The organism is Sphingomonas sp. CFBP 13714, assembly GCF_014842205.1.
GTDB classification, from domain to species: domain Bacteria; phylum Pseudomonadota; class Alphaproteobacteria; order Sphingomonadales; family Sphingomonadaceae; genus Sphingomonas; species Sphingomonas aerolata.
On record NZ_JACYVG010000001.1, the window covers coordinates 74,762 to 94,072 of the forward strand.

Consider the following 19,311-nt stretch of genomic DNA (forward strand, 5'->3'; position numbering starts at 1 on the left):
CCATGAACCGCCTGCTCTCCAACGCCCGCGCATCTGTGCTGCCGCTCGCGATCCTGATGCTCGTGCTCGTCATGGTCGTGCCGATCCCGGCATTCATGCTCGACATCTTCTTCGTCGCGAACATCGCGATCAGCCTTGCCGTGCTGATGGTCGCCCTGAACGCGCAGAAGCCGCTCGACTTCTCCGCCTTCCCGACCGTGCTGCTGTTCGCCACGCTGTTCCGCCTCGGCCTCAACGTCGCCTCGACGCGTATCGTGCTCGTTCACGGCCATGAGGGCGAGAGCGCGGCGGGTCACGTCATCGAGGCGTTCGGCACCTTCCTGATCGGCGGCGACTACGTCGTCGGCATCTTCGTCTTCGCGATCCTGATGATCATCAACATGATCGTCGTCACCAAGGGCGCAGGGCGCGTCTCCGAGGTCAGCGCGCGCTTCACGCTCGACGCGCTGCCCGGCAAGCAGATGGCGATCGACGCCGATCTGAACGCCGGGCTCATCACCCCCGACGAGGCGAAGGCGCGCCGCATCGAGGTGTCCACCGAGGCCGATTTCTACGGCTCGATGGATGGCTCGTCGAAGTTCGTGAAGGGCGATGCGGTCGCCGCGATGCTGATCCTCGCCGCCAACATCATCGGCGGCCTGATCCTCGGGCCCGTCAGCCACGGCATGTCGATCGCCGACGCCGCGCACAACTACATCCTGCTCGCGATCGGCGACGCTCTCGTCGCGCAGCTGCCCTCGCTGATGCTGTCGATCGCCGCGGCGTCGATCGTCACGCGCGTCACCTCGGACAAGGATCTCGCCGGCCAGATCGGCGGCCAGTTCGGATCCCCGCGCACCTGGACGCCGGTCGCGGTCATCCTAGCGCTGCTCGGCGTCCTGCCCGGCATGCCGCACATGGTGATCCTGCCCGCCGCCGCGATCGCCGGGTTCGCAGCCTGGAAGCTGCGCCAGATCGAGCGTCGCCCCGCCCCCGTCGTCATCGCCCCCGTCGAGGCAATCGACCAGTCGAAGATCGGCTGGGACGAGGTCACCGACGGCATGCAGGTCAATCTCGACATCGGCTACGGCCTCGTGCCGCTGGTCGACGACCGCCGCGGATCGCCGCTGATGGGCCGCATCACCGGCGTCCGTCGCCAGCTGTCAAAGGAACTGGGCTTCGTCGTGCCGCAGGTCCGCGTCCGCGACGACATCAACCTTGCCCCCTATGTCTACCGCATCATCGTCAACGGCGTCGTCGTCGGGGAGGACACCGTGTCGCCCGACGACATGCTCGCGCTCGACACCGGCCAGGCGTTCGGCTCGCTGATCGGCAAGACCACCAAGGATCCGACTTTCGGGCTCGACGCGACCTGGATCTCGACCGCGGACGCCGATGCGGCGACCGGGGCTGGCTATCTCGTTGTTGATCCCGGCACCGTGGTCGCGACGCACCTCAACCACCTGCTCGGCCAGACCGCGTCCGATCTGCTCGGCCCTGACGAGGTCCAGGCGCTGCTCGACGGGCTGAAGGAGCGGGCGGCGCAACTCGTCACCGCGCTCGCGCCGATCCCGATCACCACGTTGACCCAGGTTCTCAAGGGCCTGCTCGCCGAGAACATTCCACTCAAGGAATTCCGCAGCATCGCCGCCGCGATCGCGGTCGCCGCCCAGCGCAGCCAGGATGCCGAGGAGATCATCGAGCTGATCCGCCCGCGTCTCGGCGCGCTGATCATCCAGAAACTGTGCGGGATGCGCGAGCCGCTCCGCGTGATGACGCTCGAGGGGCATCTCGAAGGGCTGCTCGGCCAGGCGATGCGCGCCGACCAGTCGCGCCGCCACGTCATCGAACCCGATCTCGGCCGCCGCATCGTCGAGGCGCTGCAAAATGCCGCGCAGCCGCTGATCGCCGAGGCCAAGCCGTTCGCGCTGGTCGTCCAGCCCGCGATCCGCCTCGCGATCCGCAAGCTGGTCCGCACCTGCCTGCCCGACACCCCGGTCATGTCGTTCTTCGAAGTGCCCGAGGACAAGGCTGTCGAGGTCGTCGCGGTCATCGGCGCACCGCAGCAGGCACTGGCCGCATGAGCGCCGAACCGATGACCGCGGCGTTCGACAAGGCCCGCCCCGCACGCGCCGGCGAAATTCCGACGGGGCCCCTCACCTATCGTCCCCAGCAACGCCCCGGCGGCGACCCCGACCAGCTCGTCAAACAGCATCTCGCCATGGTCCGCCGGATCGCGTGGCACGTGCATGGCAGCATGAGCAGCATCGTCGAGGTCGAGGATCTGGTGCAGGTCGGGCTCGTCGCGCTGGTCGAGGCGGCGGCCGGGTTCGAGGAGCGCGGCACGCCGTTCAAGGCCTATGTCGCGACCCGCCTGCGCGGCGCGATGATCGACGAACTGCGGCGCCAGGCGACGACGACGCGCGGCGCGATGCGCCGCCGCCGGCAATATGCCGACGCCATTTCCACGCTCACCGCCCGGACGGGCAAAGCCCCCGGAGACGCCATGATCGCCCAGCATATCGGCGTCAGCATCGACAAGCTGCGCAGCGACTATGTGACCGCGGACGCGATTCGGTTCGATTCGATCGACGAGGTCTATGCCGATGACATGCCGTGGTTCGCCGACGACACCCCGGACGCGTTCGAACAGCTCGCCGACAGCGACCTGCGGGACGCGCTGATCGCCGCGATCACCGCGCTGCCGGAACGCGAGGCGCAGGTGATCCAGCTCTATTATGTCGAGGAGATGAACCTCGAAGAGATCGGCGCGGTCTTCGACATCGGCGCCGCGCGCGTCTGCCAGATCAAGGCATCCGCGCACGCCAAACTGAAACGCGCGCTCGCCCGCAAGGTCTGACGTACCCCGCATCCTCCCCCGCCAAGGGGGAGGTGGCAGGCGCAGCCTGACGGAGGGGGCGGAAAGGGAAAACCGCTGTTGCGTGTCCTCCCCGCTCCGTCGCCTTTGGCGCCACCTTCCTCTGGCGGGGGAGGATAGAGCGTATGAACCGTGCGGATGATGTGTTGCCCGCGAATCATCCCGCCGCCGCGCGGATGCGCGCCGCCTCTCCGATCGCCATCAAGACCATAGCGTCAGACAACGCGCTCGCGCGCGCAACCCGCCGCCGCCCCAACGCGCAAAACCCCGGCGGCCATGAGACCACCGGGGTTCGCTGCGCCCCGTTACCGGGGGGCGATCCGACTGGCGCCGGCACCCGATCGGGGGCCGGTGCCGGCGCCGGGATCGGATTACTGAAGCAGCTTCAGCACGCCCTGCTGGCTCTGGTTCGCCTGTGCGAGCATCGCGGTCGACGCCTGGCTCAGGATCTGCGCCTTGGCGAGCGCGGTCGTCTCGGCCGAGAAGTCGGCGTCCTCGATGCGGCTCTTTGCGTCCGACAGGTTGGTCGAGTTGGACGTCAGGTTGTTGACCGCCGACTGAAGCTGGTTCTGGCCTGCACCAAGACCGGCACGTGCGGTCGTGATGGTGTCCAGAGCCGCATCGACAGTGGCAATCGCACTGTTGTCCGTTGCGGTCCCCAGGTTGAGCGCCGTCGCCGCCGTGATCGTGGTATTGTCGGTCAGCTTGGTCAGCGTCAGACTGATCTTGTCGTCGGCGTTGGCGCCCGCCTGGATCGTCACGACGCCGGTGGCGCCCGTGGTACCGTCGAACAGCTTGTTGCCGTTGAATTCGGTATTCTTTAGCGTGCTCGTGATCTGCGCGGTCAGCGCCGTGACTTCCGCCTGGATGTTGGTCTTGTCCTCGGCGCTGTAGGTGCCGCTCGATGACTGCACGGCGAGCTCACGAACGCGCTGCAGCATGTTGGTGACTTCGTCGAGTGCGCCTTCGGCGGTCTGCGCCATCGAGATGCCGTCGTTCGCGTTGCGAATGCCCTGGTTCATGCCGCGGACCTGCGCCGTCATCGAGGTCGAGATGGCGAGACCGGCCGCATCGTCCTTGGCCGAATTGATCCGCTTGCCGGTCGACAGGCGCTCCATCGCGGTCGACAGCATGTTCGACGCGCTGGTCGAGGCATTGGCGGCGCGCAGTGCCGAGACGTTCGTCGCAATAACACTCATGATTCATCTCCATTTCGCCGGCTACCCCGCCGCCCCCGTGGCGAAGGACCGAGCCGTCAGGATGGGTAACGGCCGGCCTGCGCCGGGCTTTAGGGAAAAAATCCGCCCCTCGCGCACCCGCGTGGCGCGCTCCCGTACACGCGCGCGCGAACGCGCCCGGAAATAGTTTGCCGCGACGCGGCACGATTTAACCGCGCCTTTACTCTCGAGGCCGCATTCCCGAATCGTCACAGGGGGACTTCATGCGCTCGATCTTTCCATCCGCCGCCGTCACGGCGCGCAAATATGCGCTCGTCTCGTCCCTGCGTGCGCAGGGCTTCGGGATCGAATCGCTCGACACCGCACAGCCGGGCGCGAACGACCTGTTCCTCGTCGCCGAGGGCGAGCCCGTCGCCTACCCCGCGCGCACCGTCGTGATCGGTTCGGAAGGCCGCAGCGTCACCCCGTCGCGCAGCGGCGCGCCCGCGCGGATCGGCTTTGCCGCCGAGGATACCGCGGTCGGCAACGGCTTTGCCCGCGCGCTGATCGGCGGGCCCGACATGCCGACCGCCGCCGACCCCGAATCGCTCGCGCTGCTCGCACTGGCCGAGCGCGTTGCCGCCGCCGACATCACCGTGCTGATCAACGGCCCGACCGGCACCGGCAAGGAAGTGCTGGCCCGCGCGATCCACAATGGTTCGCCGCGCAAGGCCGGCCCGTTCATCGCGATCAACTGCGCCGCCCTCCCCGAATCGATGCTCGAGGCGATGCTGTTCGGCCACCAGAAGGGCGCGTTCACCGGCGCGTCGTCGGGCGGCGAAGGCTTTTTCCGCGCCGCGAACGGCGGCACGATCCTGCTCGACGAGATCGCCGAGATGCCGCTGACGCTTCAAGCCAAGCTGCTCCGCGTGCTCCAGGAGCGCGAGGTCGTCCCGCTCGGCGCGACCGTGCCGCAGCCGATCGACGTCCGCGTCATCGCCTGCGCCAACCGCGACCTGCAGGGCGAGGTCGCCGCAGGCCGGTTCCGCGCCGATCTCTATTACCGGCTCGCGGTCTTCCCGCTCACCACCAAGTCGCTCGCCGAGCGGCCGCAGGATATCCCTGCGCTCGCCGCGACGATGATCCTGCGCCATGCCGGCAACCGCAACGTCATTCCCTGGCCGTCGCGCGCGGCGATCGAGGCGCTGATGCTGCACGACTGGCCGGGCAATGTCCGCGAGCTCGAGAACGTGATCCAGCGCGCGCTGCTGTTCTGCGGCGGCGACACGATCGAGGCGAGCCACATCCTGTTCGATCGCCCGGTAACGATGACCTTCGCCCCGCGCCCCGCGCCGGTCGTCGCGCCGATCGCCGAACCGCTCGTGCCTGTTGCCGAGACGCCCGCCGAAACGCCGACCGACACTCTGGGCACCATCGTCCAGATGAGCGAGTTCGCCGCGATCCGCGAGACGCTGAAGGCATGCGGCGGCAGCCGGATCGAGACCGCGCGCCGGCTCGGCATCTCGGAACGCACGCTGCGCTACCGCCTCGCCAAGGCGCGCGAACAGGGTGAGGACTTCGCCCGGGTGATGTCGGCATGAGCGGCGTCAGCGGAATCGGCGGCGGCGCGATGAGCGTCGACCGCGTCATGGCGCTGCGCTCGCAGATTCTCGAGCGCAACCAGGCGCTCGCGCGTGCCAGCCAGACCGGCCCGATGGTCGCGCCGACCGAGACGAAACCCGTCAGCTTCGGCGACACGATGGAAACCGCGCTGAAGAGCGTGAACGAGGGCCAGACCCAGGCCGCCAAGCTCAGCGAAAGCTATGAGCGCGGCGAGACCGTCGACATCGCCAAAGTGATGCTCGCGCGCCAGCAGGCGTCGGTCGGGTTCGAGGCGACGCTGCAGGTCCGCAACAAACTCCTGTCCGCCTACAAGGACATCATGAGCATGCCGGTGTAATGATATGAGCACTGCCCTCATCCCCGCTTCGTCGGCCAATGGCCTCCCCGAGAAATTCGCTAACCCGCTCAAACAGATAAAGTCCGCCTTCGCGCAGCCCGCGGTACGCCGCTCGCTGCCGATGGTGCTGATGATCGGCCTGATCGCCGCCGCCGCGCTCGCGTGGATGACGCTGTCCTCGCCGACGCAAAAGACGCTGTTCACCAACCTGCCCGATGCCGACAAGGCCGCGGTCACCTCCGCGCTGACGACGGCGAACATCAGGAGCCGGATCGACGATTCGACGGGTTCGCTGACGGTCGCCGAGGAGGATTATTCGCGCGCGCGGATGCTGCTCGCGGGCCAGGGCCTGCCCAAGGCGGCACCCGGTGGTTACGCGATCCTCGACCAGCTGCCGATGGGCGTCAGCCGCGCGGTGGAAGGCGAACGCCTGCGCCAGGCACGCGAATCCGAGCTCGCCCGGTCGATCGAGGAGATCGACGCGGTCGCCGAGGCGCGCGTGCATCTCGCGACGCCCGAAGCCTCGGTGTTCGTCCGCGACAATGCCGCGCCCTCGGCCTCGGTGATCCTGAAGCTGCAGGGCGGCCGATCCTTGAGCGACGCACAGGTCGCCTCGATCATCAACCTCGTCGCATCGTCGGTACCCGGCATGAAGCCCGATTCGGTGACGATCGTCGACCAGATGGGCGCGCTGCTGACCAAGCCCGGCGGCGTCGACGGCGTCGGTGCGGCGGGCGACAAGCGGATTGAGATCCAGCGTCGCGTCGAGGACAAGTACCGCACCCAGCTGATCCAGCTGCTGACCCCGCTGGTGGGGGCCGGAAACTTCACCGCCGAGGTCCAGGCCGACGTCAATCTCGACGAGACCCAGGCGACGCGCGAAAGCTATGACAAGCAGGGCGTGCTGCGCGCCGAAACGGGCAACTGGACCGGCAACCAGAAGGACGGCGCCGCGACCCCGGGGGGCATCCCCGGCGCGCTCAGCAACACGCCGCCCGCCGCCAGCACGCTCCAGGCACCGCAGCCCGCGACCGGCAATCCCGGCATGCCGCAGCCCGTCGCCGGTGGCCCCGCCCCCGACGCGATGAAGCAGTCCGACCAGTATCAGCGCGCCTATGACCTGGGCCGCGAAGTGTCGGTGACCCGCGCCACGCCGGGCAGCGTCAAGCGCCTGTCGGTCGCGGTGCTGCTGCGCGATCCCGACAAGACGCGCCGCACCGCGATGGAGATCAACCAGATCACCGACCTGGTGAAGAGCGCGGTCGGCTTCGATCAGACGCGCAACGACAATGTGACGGTGATCAGCCGCAAGTTCGCCGGCGCCGATGCCGCCGCCGATACCGGCCCCGCCTGGTACGACAATGCGTGGCTGCCGGTGCTCGCGCGCAACGGAACCGCGATCGTCATCGCGCTGCTCGTCCTGCTGCTTGGCGTTCGCCCGATCGCCAAGGCGCTGATGAAGAAGCGCGAGGACGCGACGCCGCGGCCCGCCTTCGGCCAGACGATCGAGGGTGCCGAGGGCGAGGATGCCGAGGCGCTGACCGGTCCGGTCGTCGTCCCCCCGGTCAGCCTCGACCAGCTCGAAAGTTCGCGCGGCTATGACGAGCGGGTCGGCGCGGTCCGCGGCTTCACCCGCGACAATCCGACCCGCGCCGCGCTCGCCGTGCGCGACATGATCAAGGCGGACGCACGCTGATGGAGGGCTTGCGCACCTATACCGGCGTGGAACGTGCCGCCGTGCTCATGATGCTGGTGGGCGAGGACGAAGCCGCCGCGATCCTGCAGAAACTCGACCCGGAAGAGGTCCGTCAGCTCGGCGCGGCGATGTTCAAAGTCGCCGATGTCTCCGAGCAGGAGGTCGAGACGGTGCTCGACGATTTCGTCGACCGCGCACGCGAGCGCACGACGATCGGCTTCGACCCCCGTCCCAAGATCGAGGCGGTGATGAACCGCGCGCTCGGCCGCGAAAAGGCGGAGAGCGTGCTCGCGCGGATCACCCCGGCCGAGGCGGCGTGCGAACTCGAACTGCTCGACTGGCTCGATGCGAGCGAGATCGCCGCGATGATCGAGAAGGAGCATCCGCAGATCGCCGCGGTGCTGATCGCCAATCTCGACGCGTCGGTCGGCGGCCAGGTGCTCGAACTGATGCCCGATGCGGTCCAGCCTGATATCCTCCACCGCATCGCCCGGCTCGGGCCGATCACGCCCGAGGCGGTCGACACGCTGCGCACGCTGCTCGCCAACCGCACCGGCACCGGGTCGAGCGGCCAGGGCGTGACGCTGGGCGGCACCCGCGAGGCAGCCAAGATCCTGTCCGGCGCGCGCAAGGCGACCGAACAGCGCGTCATGCCCAAATTGTTCAAGATCGACCGCGACGTCGCCAAGGCGATCGAGGAGGCGATGTTCGTGTTCGACAATCTGCTCGAGCTCGACGACAAGAATCTGGGTACGCTGATCCGCAACGTCGATGGCGAGATCCTCACCAAGGCGCTCAAGGGCGTCGACGAGGCGGTGCGCAACCGCTTCCTCGGCTGCATGTCGGCGCGCGCCGCCGACGGCATTCGCGACGAGATGGAGTCGCGCGGACCGATGCGGCTCGCCGAGGTGCTCGAGGCGCAGAAGGCGATGATCGCGACCGCACGCGGGCTCGCCAAGGATGGCACGATCATGATGGGCGGAGGCGAGGACGATTATGTCTAAGTTTGTCGGGGCATCCGGTTTCGTCGCGGGCTTCGCCGCACGCCACGACACCGCGGCGCAGTTGCTGGCGCATGCCTTCGCGCCGCCGATGGGCTTTGCCGCTGCCGATATCCGCGATCGTGTCGCCGCCGCGCCGCGCCGCGCGACCGGGTTCGCACCGCAGGGTGCCACGCCCACGCCGCCCCCGAGCGCACCGCCTCCGGGGCCGAAGCATTTCAGTCCCGCCGACAAGGACAGCAATCCGACCGAGGGCTGGGATCCGCTCGATCCCGCCAGCGAGACCGAGAGCTTTCTCGATCCGCTCGCCGCCGCGCATGCCGCGGGCTATGCCGAGGGCCTCGCCGCCGCAGCCGCGGTGGCGCAGGGAAATGCCGCGCGCGACCAGGCGCTGCTCGCGTCGCTCGCCGCCGCGCTCGCCACCGACCGACTCGACCGCGACCGCGTCGCGACGCAGCTTCGTCAGACCGTTCTGCTACTGGTCGGCAAGCTGGTCGGCGAGATCGGCATCTCGCCCGACCTGCTCGCCGGACGGATCGAATCCGCGACCGAACTGCTCGCCGATTCCGCCGGGGCCGAAGGGGACGGCGAAGGCGGCGGGCATGGCGGCGGCGAGGATGCCGCACCCGAGAATCACGGCATGGCGCCGCCTGCGGGCGAAGGCGGCGACCGCTATGCGTCGACCTATTATGCGCTGGAGAAGGAATTTACCGCCAACCTCCAGGACAGCGCGCATTTCATCCAGGTCGGCGTCGCCGTCTCGACGCCCTATGACAACAGCGTCATCGACCATCTCAAGACCAACGAGATCGCGGTACGCTCCGCGATCCTGATGGCGCTCGGCGAGGCGACCGAAGACGAGGTCTTCACCGCGCAGGGCAAGCGCAAATTGCAGGGCGAACTGGCCAAGGCCATCAACGCGACGCTCAAGCAGAAGGAAGGTTTCGGGGGGATCGGTAACGTTTACTTTACCAGTTTCGTCGTTCAGTGAGGCATGGTTAACGCCCCCCCAGACACGACGATGCGCGAGCGGCGCGAGCGCGATCGTCCCCAGGCGGCCCATTCGGGCATGCTGGGGTCGGCCAAGCTCAATCCCTTCGGCGACCTGCACACGCTGCAGCATCTGTCCGCCCGGTTCGCGCGGACGCTGCGCGGCGTGTTCGAGCCGATGCTGCGCCAGGAAGTGCGCAGCTGGGCCGAGCCGCTCGTCGTCCAGCGCTTTGCCGATTACCGGGCGGAGCGCGGCGACGGGCTGATCGCCTGGTTGCCGATGGTGATGACGCCGGGCGCCGCGCAGGCGCTGTGCGTGATGGACGGGCGGTTCATCCTCGAGCTGCTCGACCTGTTCTTCGGCGGGACGGGCGCGGTGCCACCGGTGCTGCCGGCCGAATTCTCGCCCGCGGGCGAGGCGATGATCGCGCGGATCGGCCAGCTGATCGCGACGCCGCTCAAGACCGCATGGGAGCCGATGGCGCGGTTCGAGTTCCAACCGACCCGTGTCGAGGTGAACCCGGCGATGATCGCCGAGCTCGACGGCGAGGATGCGATGATCGTCACCCGCTTCGGGCTGGCGACGGGGGCGGGCAAGCCGGTCTTTCTCGACCTCGTCTATCCGGTCACCGCGCTCAAGCCGCACGCCCCGTCGCTCACCACCAAGGTGCTCGGCAAGACCGCCGAGCCCGATCCGGCCTGGCGCAACGAGCTGACTCGCGCGGCGATGAACATCCGCTTCCCGATCCGCTCGGTGCTCGCCGAACCCGTCGTGTCGCTGCAGATGCTGATGGACCTGAAACCCGGCGACGTGATCCCGATCACGATCTCGGGCGACGTCCCCGTGATGGTCGGCAACGACCGGCTCGGCTGCGGCACGGTCGGCACGTCCAACGGCTTCGCCGCCATCCAGCTCACCTCCATTACCCGTATCGACGAAGGATTCGCAGCATGACCGACATGGCCGGTACTTTTCCGGTCGACGCCGCCGTGGCCGCCAATTTCAGGCTGCTGCAGGACGTCGACGTCAAGCTGACCGTCGAGATCGGCTCGACCAGCCTGACGCTGCGCGAACTGCTCGCGCTAAGCGAAAGCAGCGTGATCGAGCTCGATCGCCAGGCCAACGAGTTGCTCGACGTGTTCGTCAACGGCACGCTGATCGGCCGCGGCGAGGTCGTCACCGTCGGGGAGCGGTTCGGGGTGCGGATGACCGAGCTGGTCAGCCCCGACAAGTCGCTCGCGGCGCGCGGCTGATCCGATGCTCTGGTCCTATATCCTGAAGCTCGTCATCCTCCTGCCGCTCGTCTGCGGGCTGATGGTCGGCTGTCTGCTGCTGTGGCGCAAATTCGAGAGCCGCATGCCCGGCAAGCCCACGTCGCGGCTGATCGGCGTCAAGGAAACGATGATGATCTCGCCGGGCCTGCGCCTCGCGGTGATCGATTTCGAGGGCCGGCGGCTGCTCGTCTCGGTCGGTCGCGGTGGCGTGCACCTGATCGACAAGGTCGACGCATGAGCCTGATCGTTACGCGCAAGGGGTCGGGCCCGGCGCTGATTACCGCTGTACAGGCCAGGCCGCAGTCGCGTGGCGCTGCGTGGCTGTGGGTCGGCCTCGCGCTGCTGGTCGCCCTGTTCCTCGCCATGCCCGCCTTCGCGCAGGCCGTCCCCGCCCCTGCCAGCCCCGCGGTCGGCGACGCGGTCGACCGCGCGCTCGGCCAGCTCGGCGGCCAGGCGGCGGGCAATACCGGGCAGAGCGGCTCGCTGTCGCTGTCGCTGCAGGTCCTCATCATCATGGGGCTGCTCACGGTCCTGCCGGGCATCCTGCTGATGATGACCAGCTTCACGCGGATCATCATCGTGCTGGCGATCCTGCGCCAGGCGCTCGGTCTGCAGCAAACGCCGCCCAACCAGGTGCTGCTCGGCCTGTCGCTGTTCCTCAGCTTCTTCATCATGGCGCCGACCATCACCCAGATCAACACGACCGCGATCCAGCCCTATGCCGCCGGCCAGCTCGCGGGCACGCAGATGATCACGACCGCGGGCGTCCCACTCCACGCGTTCATGGTCAAGCAGACGCGGATCAAGGACGTCACGATGTTCGCCGAGATGGCGAAGTCGGGCCCCTATGCGTCGCCGCGCGACATCCCCTTCTCCGTGCTCCTCCCGGCGTTCGTCACCTCGGAACTCAAGACCGCATTCCAGATCGGCTTCCTGATCTTCCTGCCGTTCATCGTCATCGATCTCGTCGTCGCGACCGTGCTGATGTCGCTCGGCATGGCGATGCTGTCGCCGACGATCATCTCGATGCCGTTCAAGCTGCTGCTGTTCGTGCTCGTCGACGGCTGGGCGCTGACGATGGGCAGCCTCGCCAACTCGTTCGCGACCTGACCCGGTGGATGCACCCACACTCCCGTTCGTGCTGAGCGCAGTCGAAGCACATGAGTCCCAGGCCCTTCGCCGTCCCCCCGAACGCCTGCCTTGCAGGCAGTCGATGGGCTCAGAGCGAACGGAAGCATTATAAGCCATGGACGCGCAATATTTCCTGACCATCGCCAACCAGACGATGTGGGTGCTGGCGCTCGCCAGCGCGCCGATCCTGATCCCGGCGCTGCTGGCAGGGCTGATCCTCGGCATGATCCAGGCGGCGACATCGATCAACGAACAGACGCTGTCGTTCGTGCCGAAGCTGCTCGTCGTCGCGGTGTCGATCATGATCTTCGGCAGCCTGATCCTCGGGCTGCTGAGCGACTTCACCGTCAGCATCTTCGAACGCATCCCCGATCTGGTGAAATAGGCAGATGCTAGGCTTCGGCCTCTCGATCGAGCCGCAGCTCTGGGCGCTGATCTTCGTCATGGTGCGGATCGGCGCAACGTTCATCGCCGCGCCGGTGTTCGGCAACGTGTCGGTCCCCGTCACGGTCCGCGTCACGCTGTCGGGGGCGATCGGCTTCCTCGTGCTCGCCGCGCACCCGGTCCAGCCGCCGCAGCAGATCTTCGCGACGGCGACCGTGCTCGCGGTCGCCGCCGAGGCGCTGGTCGGGCTCGCGCTCGGGTTCGTGCTGCAGATCGCGTTCGCCGCGCCGGTGATCGCCGCCGAGATCATTGGCGGGTCGATGGGCCTCGGTTTCGCCTCGTCGGTCGATCCGCAGAACGGCCGGTCGAGCCCTGCGCTCGGCCAGTTCTTCTCGATCATGCTGACGCTGCTGTTCCTGTCGATGGACGGGCACCTGGTGCTCGTCGAGATGCTCGTCAAAAGCTATGACGTGATGCCGCCCGGCGCCGCATGGCTCGGCGTCGACCGGTTGCGCGGCATCGTGTTCTTTGGCGGCTATGCGTTTCTCGCCGGGCTGCTGCTCGCGCTGCCGGTCGGCTTCCTGCTGCTGTGCCTCAACATCGTCGTCGGCATGATCAGCCGCGCAGCACCCGCGCTCAACCTGTTCTCGGTCGGCCTGCCCGCGAGCCTCGCGGTCGGTGTCGTCGCGCTCGCGGTCGGCTTCCCGGCGATGGGCGACTATATGGTCGTGATCATCCGCGAAGGCCTCGAAGCCACGCAGAGCCTGGTGCTCGGCTGATGGCGGACGAATTCGGCGAAAAGACAGAAGCCCCGACCGACAAGCGCAAGAAGGATGCGGTCGAGAAGGGCGACATCCTCCGCTCGCGCGACTTCGCGACCGCGCTCAGCATGCTCGCGGGCGTCGCCTGGCTGATCTATGCCGGCCCCTCGCTGATCGCCGCGTGCAAGGCGGTGATGGCGTCGAGCTTCCAGTTCGGGCGCGCGGACGTCGAGGATTTCTCGCCCTGGCGCCCGCTCCAGGAAGCGGGGTGGAAGCTCGCGCCGTCGCTGGTCACCCTGTTCGTGGTCAGCCTGGTCGCCGCGGTGCTCAGCCAGGCGGGGCTTGGCTCGCTCGGCTTCAACGGCAAGCTGCTTGCGCCCAAGTTCACGCGCATCAACCCCGCCTCGGGGCTCAAGCGGATCTTCGGCCCGACCGGCTGGATCGAGCTCGGCAAGTCGCTGCTGAAGGTCGCGCTGCTCGGCACGATTGGCGGCTGGATGCTGTGGCAGGCATCGCACACGACGATGGGGCTCGCTTCGTCCGCCGATCTCAACCAGGCGCTGACGACGCTCGGCGGGACCTTCTCGTCGATCCTGATCGCGATGGCATTCGGGCTCGTCGCGATCGCCGGGATCGACGTGCCGATCCAGATCATCCGCCGCCTCGGCAAGATGCGCATGTCGAAGCAGGAGGTGAAGGACGAGCACAAGGACAATGAGGGCAATGCCGAGGCCAAGGGTCAGCAGCGCGCCAAGATGCGCGCAATGGCCAGCGGCAACATGCGCAAGGCGGTCGGCGAGGCGCATGTCATCCTGACCAACCCGACGCATTTCGCGGTCGCGCTCCGCTACGACCGCGGCAAGGACCAGGTTCCCGTCGTCGTCGCCAAGGGCCGTGGCGCGACCGCGCTGGCGATCCGCGAACTCGCCGCGGAGACCCGCGTACCCGTGCTCGAATACCCACTGCTCGCGCGCGCCGTCTATTATACCAGCAAGGAAAATCAGGAGGTTCGCGATGACCTGTACATGGCGATCGCGACCATCCTCGCCTTCGTGTTCGGGCTGAACGCTGCGGCGGGCGGCACGCCGATGCCGCAGCCCGCGATCACCGTGCCGGTCGATGCGCGGTTCGACGAAAACGGCGTGAAACTTCCCTAAAGATCCGGCGGCCGCGGTCGTTATTCCATTCGAGCGCGCAAGGATTCCGGCATGGCAATTTCGACGACGAGCAGCACCGCGACGCCAACCCCGGCGGCAACGCCGACGCCGACCGCGGCGAGCGTGACGAAGAACGCGGCGCAGTCGCTGCTGACCTCGCTCAATGCCGGCTCGGGGATCGACACCGCAAGCCTGGTGCCCTCGCTGGTCGAGGCGCAGTTCGCGGCCAAGACTGCGCAGCTGACCGCCAAGTCGAAGACGATCACCACGCAGATCTCGGGGCTGGCAACGCTCAAGAGCGCGATCTCGGGCTTCTCGACCGCCTATGCCGCGCTGGTGAAGGGCGGCACGCTGACCAGCCAGCCGACCAGCTCCAATACCGCCGCGCTCGGCGTCAGCGCGCTGGCGGGCGCGAAGGTCTCGGGGTTGTCGTCGACCATCTCGGTCAACCAGCTCGCCGGCGCGCAGACGATCCGCACCACCGCCGCGGTCGCCGATCGCACCGCGGTGATCGGCTCGGGCAGCTTCACGCTCAATTTCGGCACCGCCACCTATGACGCGGCAGGCACCAAGATGACCGGCTTTACCGCAGGCGGCGGCACGGCGGTGACGATCGACGTCACCGACGCCAGCCTCGACGGGATCGCCGCGGCGATCAACGCGAAGGGCGCAGGCATCACCGCCTCGGTCGTGACTGATTCGAACGGCAGCGCCTATCTGTCGATGAAGGGCGCGACCGGCGCGTCGCAGGCGTTCACGCTGAACGCGACGACGGATACGAGCGGCAAGCTGGCCGCCTATAATGTCGGTCCCGGCGCCACCAACACCAGCGTCACGGCGGCTGCACAGAATGCCAAGCTGACCGTCGACGGGATCGCGGTCGAGCGCGCGAGCAACACGATCAACAACCTGGTGACGGGCGTCAAACTCCAGCTCAACGCCGTGTCGACCGGCCCGGTCACGCTGGGCAGCACGACGCCGACCAGCGCGCTGTCGCAGGCGGTATCCGACGTCGTCGAGACCTATAACCAGGTCATGGCGACGCTCACCGAGCAGACCGACCCGGTGACCGGCGTGTTGCGCGCGGATCCGGCGGCGAAGACACTGTTGTCGTCGCTCAAGGCGCTGACGCTGGCGCCGCTGTCGGGCGACACCGGTGCCGGCAGCCCGACGACGCTCGCGCAGATCGGCGTCGCGACCAATCGTGACGGCACGTTGCGCGTCGATGCCGCCGCGCTGTCGAACGCGATGTTGACCAATTCGACCGCGATCGAGACGATGCTGAACGGCTCGGCGGACGGCAAGGCCGGGCTTGGCGCGGTGCTGAACGCGATCACGACCAGCGCGACCAACACGACGATCGGGCTCGGCGCCTCGCAGACGCGCTACACCGCCGCGCAATCCGCGATCGCCGATGCCGAGGCCAAGATCGCGGATCAGTCCGCGGCGATGACCACCCGCCTGACCCAGCAATTCTCGAGCATGAATTCGCGCGTGTCGTCGTACAAGTCGATCCAGAGCTTCCTCACCAACCAGATCGCCGCCTGGAACAAGAGCGACTCGTGATGTACGCAACCACCCTCACGCGCGACCCGTTCGCCACCTATCGCCAGATCGACGCGGTCGGCCGCACCACGACCGATGGCCCGGGCCTCGTCCAGCTGCTCTACAAGGAACTGGTCGCGGCGCTGCGTGCCGCCGCCTGGGCCTCCGACAACCGCCAATATGCGACCAAGAGCGACCGCGTGACCCGCGCGACCGCGATCCTGTTCGCGCTCGAAGCGGGGCTCGATTTCGACCGCGGCGGCGCGGTGTCGGAAACGCTCGCGCGGCTCTATGCAGGCGCGCGCCGGACGATCGTCGACGCATCGGTCGGCCAGGACGGCTCGATCTTCCGCACCACCGCGGACACGCTCGACGAGATCGCGCAGGCCTGGCGCACCGCCAGCGCGGCCTGAGCCGCTACCGTTCGAACCAGTGCCGCTGGACGAAGTAGATCACGATACCCAGCGCGATCACCAGGCAGCCGCCCGCGATCGCATCGAACGCCCAGGGCTCCTCGGCAAAGGGCAGCCCCTTCACGTTCATCCCGTACAGCCCGGTCAGGAACGTCAGCGGCAGGAATACCATCGCCGCGACCGAGATGATCAGCGAGCGATTGTCGATCTGTTCCGCGCGCAGGTCGGTCAGCGCCTCGTGCGTCAGCGCGGATCGCTCGCGGATCGATTCGAGCTCCTCGGCCATCCGCGCCGCGCGGTCCGCCGCCGCCGCCAGGTGCAGCCGGTCGTCGTCGCGCAGCCAGTCGCCCGGCAGCGCAGCCAGTTTTTCGAGCGCCGCGCGCTGCGGATTGAGAAACCGGCGATAGCTGATCGCCGCCACGCGGACCTCGCTGACGGTGCGGCGCAGGGCGAAGACATGCTTGGCATCGAGCCGCTCCTCGCAATCGTCGAGCTCGTCGCCGAGCGCCGCCACCTCGGGGTCGAGATCGGTGGTGATCGCGGTCGCGAACGCGGTGATCAGATCGCCGGGATCGCGCACCCGCCCCGCCTCGACCTCTTTTTCAACCAGCGGGATCGCGACCAGCGGCTTGCGTGTCAGCGAATAGACGCGTCCCTTGACCACCCAGATGCGCAGCGACGCGAGCAGGTCGGACGAATCCATCTCCTCGTTCGTCCGCCCGCGCAGGTTTAAGAACGCCCCCTCGCCGACCGCCTCACAACGCGGCCGCGTTTCGGTCGCGGTCAGTGCGTCGATCACATAGGATTCGAGCCCGGCCTCGTCACGGAGCCAGGCCTGCGCCTCGTCCTCGGTGGTCGACAGATGCACCCAGACCAGATCGCCGCTCGCGGCGGGCGCCGCCTCGACCGCGAGCCGCGACGCGACTCCGTCAGCGACCTTGAACCCGAACCCGCTCACGCGCGCATCGCCACATCGACGACCAGCCCCGATCCCCGCGCATCGGGCGGCGCGTCGCACAGGATCCGGGCGGCATCCGCGCGCGCACGATCGAGGATCGCCGGCGGCACGTCGCTGCGGTGATAGACCCGGTCGGCGCTGGCGAGCGCCCGCGCCTGCCGCAATGTCAGATCGTCGGGGTCACGCGATGCGAGCGTCATCCGCACGATCGTCCCGTCCTGTACCGATCCCCGGTCGAGCCAGCCGGCCACGTCGCGCGACGATCCGAGCGGATCGAGCACGCCCCCCGGCGCGAGCGCATCGGCCAGCGCACGCCGTCTCGCGCCGCCATCGGGGAAGCGCGTACGCATCGCGCCCCGCGCGCGCTGCAGGGCGTTTGCCAGCCCACCCAGGTCCGCCGGCACCAGCGCCTCGAGCCGCTGCCGCAATGCCGCCGCCAGCCCGGCCGACGCGCCGCCGGTCCCGATCGCGATCAGCACAGGCTCGCGGTCGACGATAGCGGGCAGCGTGAAGTCGCAATGCTCGGACCGGTCGACCGCGTTGACGAGCACACCGCGCGCCTTGAGCCGCGCGACCGCCTCGAGCGCCTCCGCCTCGTCGTCGATCGCGACGATCGCGAGCGCCGCGACCGAGGTTTCATCGGTGACGACGTGCGCGCCGGCGCGGTCGAGCAGCCGGCGTTTCGCGTCCGCCGCCTCGCCCTCGCCCAGCAGGATGACCGGGCGGCCCGCCAGCCGCACGAACAGCGGCAGGCTGTGCAGGCTCACCGCTTGAGCCATTCGGGAACGCGCTCGGCAGCCAGGATCGTCTCCGGCTCGATCCGGTCGGCGACCACCGCGAACCGGTCGCCATCGACCAGCACCTCGGGCACCAGTGCGCGGCTGTTATAGGTCGACGCCATCGTCGCGCCGTACGCGCCCGCGGTGCGGAACACGCCCAGATCGCCCGACTTCACGACGTCGATGTCACGCCCCATCGCGAAGGTGTCGCCGGTCTCGCACACCGGCCCGGCGATGTTCGCGGTCATCCGCTCACCGCCCGGCTCGACCGCGACGAAATCATGATAGGCATCGTACATCGCGACGCGCGCGAGGTCGTTCATCGCCGCATCGACGATCACATAGGGGTTGGTGACCCCCGGCTTCACCCAGATGACCTTGGTCAGCAACACGCCCGCATTGCCCGCGATCACGCGCCCCGGCTCGAACATCAGTTCGACGTCCCAGCCCGCGGTCGCGCGCGCGACCATCGCGCCATAGTCGGCCGGGCTCGGCAGCACGTCGTCGGGCTTGTAGGGCACGCCGAGACCACCGCCCAGATCGACCCGGCTGATGACGTGCCCCGCCGCGCGCAGTTCGGCGACGAGTTCGCCGATCCGTGCATAGGCCGCCTCGAGCGGGGCGAGATCAGCGAGCTGGCTGCCGATATGGATCGCCACCCCGCGCAGATCGAGCCCGTCATGCTTCGACAGCCGGTCGAACATCGCCGGCGCCTGGTCGATCGGCACGCCGAACTTGTTCTCCTTGCGCCCGGTCGAGATCTTGGCGTGCGTGCCCGCATCGACATCGGGGTTCACGCGCAGCACCGCCGGTGCACGAATGCCGCGATCGCGGGCGAGTGCGGCGAGCACCTCGCCCTCTTCCTCGAGCTCGAGGTTGAACTGGCCGATCCCGGCATCGAGCGCGCGGGCGAGCTCGTCGCGGGTCTTGCCGACGCCCGAAAACACGATGTCCGACGCGGGGATTCCCGCCGCCAGCGCGCGCGCCATCTCGCCCGCCGAGACCACGTCCGCGCCGTAACCCTCGTCGGCGAGGACGCGCAGCACCGCGACGTTCGGATTGGCCTTGATCGCATAGGCCAGATGCACGCGCCCCGCGCCTTTCAGCGCGTCGCGGAACACCTGCGCGTGACGGCGGAACGTCGCGGTCGAATAGACATAGACGGGGGTCCCGACCGCCTCGGCGATCGCGGGAAGCGCGACGTCCTCGACATGGAGGACGCCGTCGCGATAGTGGAAATGGTCCAT

General features: G+C 68.3%; 20 protein-coding genes. 16 read left to right on the forward strand and 4 right to left on the reverse strand.

What is annotated here, in order from left to right:
- The first annotated feature begins 2 nt into the window (after window positions 1–2).
- Window positions 3–2,063: a flagellar biosynthesis protein FlhA gene (flhA, locus tag IFT54_RS00340; protein WP_056672994.1), complete on the forward strand. Its 2,061-nt coding sequence runs from the start codon at window positions 3–5 to the stop codon at window positions 2,061–2,063.
- On the forward strand, window positions 2,060–2,839 hold the full coding sequence (locus IFT54_RS00345; protein WP_192069265.1) for a FliA/WhiG family RNA polymerase sigma factor: 780 nt from the start codon (window positions 2,060–2,062) through the stop codon (window positions 2,837–2,839). Before flhA ends, IFT54_RS00345 begins: the two co-directional genes overlap by 4 nt.
- A gap of 389 nt (window positions 2,840–3,228) precedes the next feature.
- On the opposite strand, the gene IFT54_RS00350 is transcribed toward IFT54_RS00345, so the two are convergent.
- Window positions 3,229–4,056, reverse strand: coding sequence for a flagellin N-terminal helical domain-containing protein (locus tag IFT54_RS00350; protein ID WP_192069266.1), 828 nt, complete (start codon window positions 4,054–4,056; stop codon window positions 3,229–3,231).
- Between the two features lie 242 nt (window positions 4,057–4,298).
- Here IFT54_RS00350 and IFT54_RS00355 point away from each other — a divergent pair, with 242 nt between their 5' ends.
- From IFT54_RS00355 to IFT54_RS00420, 14 genes are all read left to right on the forward strand, one after another.
- Window positions 4,299–5,615 (forward strand): sigma-54 interaction domain-containing protein, encoded by a 1,317-nt coding sequence (locus IFT54_RS00355; protein ID WP_192069267.1) that lies wholly within the window; start codon window positions 4,299–4,301, stop codon window positions 5,613–5,615.
- A complete protein-coding gene (fliE, locus tag IFT54_RS00360) occupies window positions 5,612–5,974 on the forward strand; it encodes a flagellar hook-basal body complex protein FliE (protein WP_056409658.1) in 363 nt (120 codons plus the stop codon). The genes IFT54_RS00355 and fliE overlap by 4 nt, the downstream gene beginning before the upstream one ends.
- A gap of 4 nt (window positions 5,975–5,978) precedes the next feature.
- Window positions 5,979–7,670 (forward strand): flagellar basal-body MS-ring/collar protein FliF, encoded by a 1,692-nt coding sequence (gene fliF / locus IFT54_RS00365; protein ID WP_192069268.1) that lies wholly within the window; start codon window positions 5,979–5,981, stop codon window positions 7,668–7,670.
- Window positions 7,670–8,674, forward strand: a complete 1,005-nt coding sequence (gene fliG, locus IFT54_RS00370; protein WP_031394705.1) for a flagellar motor switch protein FliG — start codon at window positions 7,670–7,672, stop codon at window positions 8,672–8,674. The genes fliF and fliG overlap by 1 nt, the downstream gene beginning before the upstream one ends.
- Window positions 8,667–9,662, forward strand: coding sequence for a flagellar basal body-associated FliL family protein (locus tag IFT54_RS20310; RefSeq protein WP_244648414.1), 996 nt, complete (start codon window positions 8,667–8,669; stop codon window positions 9,660–9,662). The genes fliG and IFT54_RS20310 overlap by 8 nt, the downstream gene beginning before the upstream one ends.
- A 3-nt stretch (window positions 9,663–9,665) precedes the next feature.
- Window positions 9,666–10,616, forward strand: coding sequence for a flagellar motor switch protein FliM (locus IFT54_RS00380; RefSeq protein ID WP_031441299.1), 951 nt, complete (start codon window positions 9,666–9,668; stop codon window positions 10,614–10,616).
- Window positions 10,613–10,915: a flagellar motor switch protein FliN gene (fliN, locus tag IFT54_RS00385; RefSeq protein ID WP_031394024.1), complete on the forward strand. Its 303-nt coding sequence runs from the start codon at window positions 10,613–10,615 to the stop codon at window positions 10,913–10,915. The genes IFT54_RS00380 and fliN overlap by 4 nt, the downstream gene beginning before the upstream one ends.
- Before the next feature lie 4 nt (window positions 10,916–10,919).
- Window positions 10,920–11,174, forward strand: coding sequence for a flagellar biosynthetic protein FliO (locus tag IFT54_RS00390; protein WP_031394023.1), 255 nt, complete (start codon window positions 10,920–10,922; stop codon window positions 11,172–11,174).
- The gene (fliP, locus tag IFT54_RS00395) at window positions 11,171–12,046 is read left to right on the forward strand and encodes a flagellar type III secretion system pore protein FliP (RefSeq protein WP_192069269.1); all 876 of its coding nucleotides are present in this window, start codon (window positions 11,171–11,173) and stop codon (window positions 12,044–12,046) included. The genes IFT54_RS00390 and fliP overlap by 4 nt, the downstream gene beginning before the upstream one ends.
- 136 nt (window positions 12,047–12,182) lie before the next feature.
- Window positions 12,183–12,452, forward strand: a complete 270-nt coding sequence (fliQ, locus tag IFT54_RS00400) for a flagellar biosynthesis protein FliQ (protein ID WP_031395965.1) — start codon at window positions 12,183–12,185, stop codon at window positions 12,450–12,452.
- A gap of 4 nt (window positions 12,453–12,456) precedes the next feature.
- Window positions 12,457–13,230 (forward strand): flagellar biosynthetic protein FliR, encoded by a 774-nt coding sequence (gene fliR, locus IFT54_RS00405; RefSeq protein WP_192069270.1) that lies wholly within the window; start codon window positions 12,457–12,459, stop codon window positions 13,228–13,230.
- Window positions 13,230–14,369 carry a flagellar type III secretion system protein FlhB gene (flhB, locus tag IFT54_RS00410; protein ID WP_192069271.1) on the forward strand — a complete coding sequence of 380 codons (1,140 nt, stop codon included), beginning with the start codon at window positions 13,230–13,232 and terminating at the stop codon, window positions 14,367–14,369. Before fliR ends, flhB begins: the two co-directional genes overlap by 1 nt.
- A 51-nt stretch (window positions 14,370–14,420) precedes the next feature.
- Window positions 14,421–15,935: a flagellar filament capping protein FliD gene (gene fliD, locus IFT54_RS00415; RefSeq protein ID WP_192069272.1), complete on the forward strand. Its 1,515-nt coding sequence runs from the start codon at window positions 14,421–14,423 to the stop codon at window positions 15,933–15,935.
- Complete coding sequence (locus IFT54_RS00420) at window positions 15,935–16,327, forward strand: flagellar export chaperone FliS (protein ID WP_043158241.1); 393 nt, start codon at window positions 15,935–15,937, stop codon at window positions 16,325–16,327. Before fliD ends, IFT54_RS00420 begins: the two co-directional genes overlap by 1 nt.
- Before the next feature lie 4 nt (window positions 16,328–16,331).
- Here IFT54_RS00420 and IFT54_RS00425 read toward each other — a convergent pair whose 3' ends face one another.
- Genes IFT54_RS00425 through lysA form a run of 3 tightly spaced genes read right to left on the reverse strand, consistent with a single transcriptional unit; the run spans window position 16,332 to window position 19,311 of the window.
- On the reverse strand, window positions 16,332–17,285 hold the full coding sequence (locus IFT54_RS00425; RefSeq protein ID WP_056409642.1) for a zinc transporter ZntB: 954 nt from the start codon (window positions 17,283–17,285) through the stop codon (window positions 16,332–16,334).
- Complete coding sequence (locus tag IFT54_RS00430) at window positions 17,282–18,052, reverse strand: NAD(P)-dependent oxidoreductase (RefSeq protein WP_192069273.1); 771 nt, start codon at window positions 18,050–18,052, stop codon at window positions 17,282–17,284. The genes IFT54_RS00425 and IFT54_RS00430 overlap by 4 nt, the downstream gene beginning before the upstream one ends.
- Entirely contained in the window at window positions 18,049–19,311 is a 1,263-nt protein-coding gene (gene lysA / locus IFT54_RS00435; protein ID WP_192069274.1) for a diaminopimelate decarboxylase, read from the reverse strand. Before lysA ends, IFT54_RS00430 begins: the two co-directional genes overlap by 4 nt.

Coding starts and splice junctions, on each gene's coding strand:
- flhA (WP_056672994.1), top strand. CDS start 3: ATGAACCGCCTGCTCTCCAACGCCCGCGCATCTGTGCTGCCGCTCGCG.
- IFT54_RS00345 (WP_192069265.1), top strand. CDS start 2,060: ATGAGCGCCGAACCGATGACCGCGGCGTTCGACAAGGCCCGCCCCGCA.
- IFT54_RS00350 (WP_192069266.1), bottom strand. CDS start 4,056: ATGAGTGTTATTGCGACGAACGTCTCGGCACTGCGCGCCGCCAATGCC.
- IFT54_RS00355 (WP_192069267.1), top strand. CDS start 4,299: ATGCGCTCGATCTTTCCATCCGCCGCCGTCACGGCGCGCAAATATGCG.
- fliE (WP_056409658.1), top strand. CDS start 5,612: ATGAGCGGCGTCAGCGGAATCGGCGGCGGCGCGATGAGCGTCGACCGC.
- fliF (WP_192069268.1), top strand. CDS start 5,979: ATGAGCACTGCCCTCATCCCCGCTTCGTCGGCCAATGGCCTCCCCGAG.
- fliG (WP_031394705.1), top strand. CDS start 7,670: ATGGAGGGCTTGCGCACCTATACCGGCGTGGAACGTGCCGCCGTGCTC.
- IFT54_RS20310 (WP_244648414.1), top strand. CDS start 8,667: ATGTCTAAGTTTGTCGGGGCATCCGGTTTCGTCGCGGGCTTCGCCGCA.
- IFT54_RS00380 (WP_031441299.1), top strand. CDS start 9,666: ATGGTTAACGCCCCCCCAGACACGACGATGCGCGAGCGGCGCGAGCGC.
- fliN (WP_031394024.1), top strand. CDS start 10,613: ATGACCGACATGGCCGGTACTTTTCCGGTCGACGCCGCCGTGGCCGCC.
- IFT54_RS00390 (WP_031394023.1), top strand. CDS start 10,920: ATGCTCTGGTCCTATATCCTGAAGCTCGTCATCCTCCTGCCGCTCGTC.
- fliP (WP_192069269.1), top strand. CDS start 11,171: ATGAGCCTGATCGTTACGCGCAAGGGGTCGGGCCCGGCGCTGATTACC.
- fliQ (WP_031395965.1), top strand. CDS start 12,183: ATGGACGCGCAATATTTCCTGACCATCGCCAACCAGACGATGTGGGTG.
- fliR (WP_192069270.1), top strand. CDS start 12,457: ATGCTAGGCTTCGGCCTCTCGATCGAGCCGCAGCTCTGGGCGCTGATC.
- flhB (WP_192069271.1), top strand. CDS start 13,230: ATGGCGGACGAATTCGGCGAAAAGACAGAAGCCCCGACCGACAAGCGC.
- fliD (WP_192069272.1), top strand. CDS start 14,421: ATGGCAATTTCGACGACGAGCAGCACCGCGACGCCAACCCCGGCGGCA.
- IFT54_RS00420 (WP_043158241.1), top strand. CDS start 15,935: ATGTACGCAACCACCCTCACGCGCGACCCGTTCGCCACCTATCGCCAG.
- lysA (WP_192069274.1), bottom strand. CDS start 19,311: ATGGACCATTTCCACTATCGCGACGGCGTCCTCCATGTCGAGGACGTC.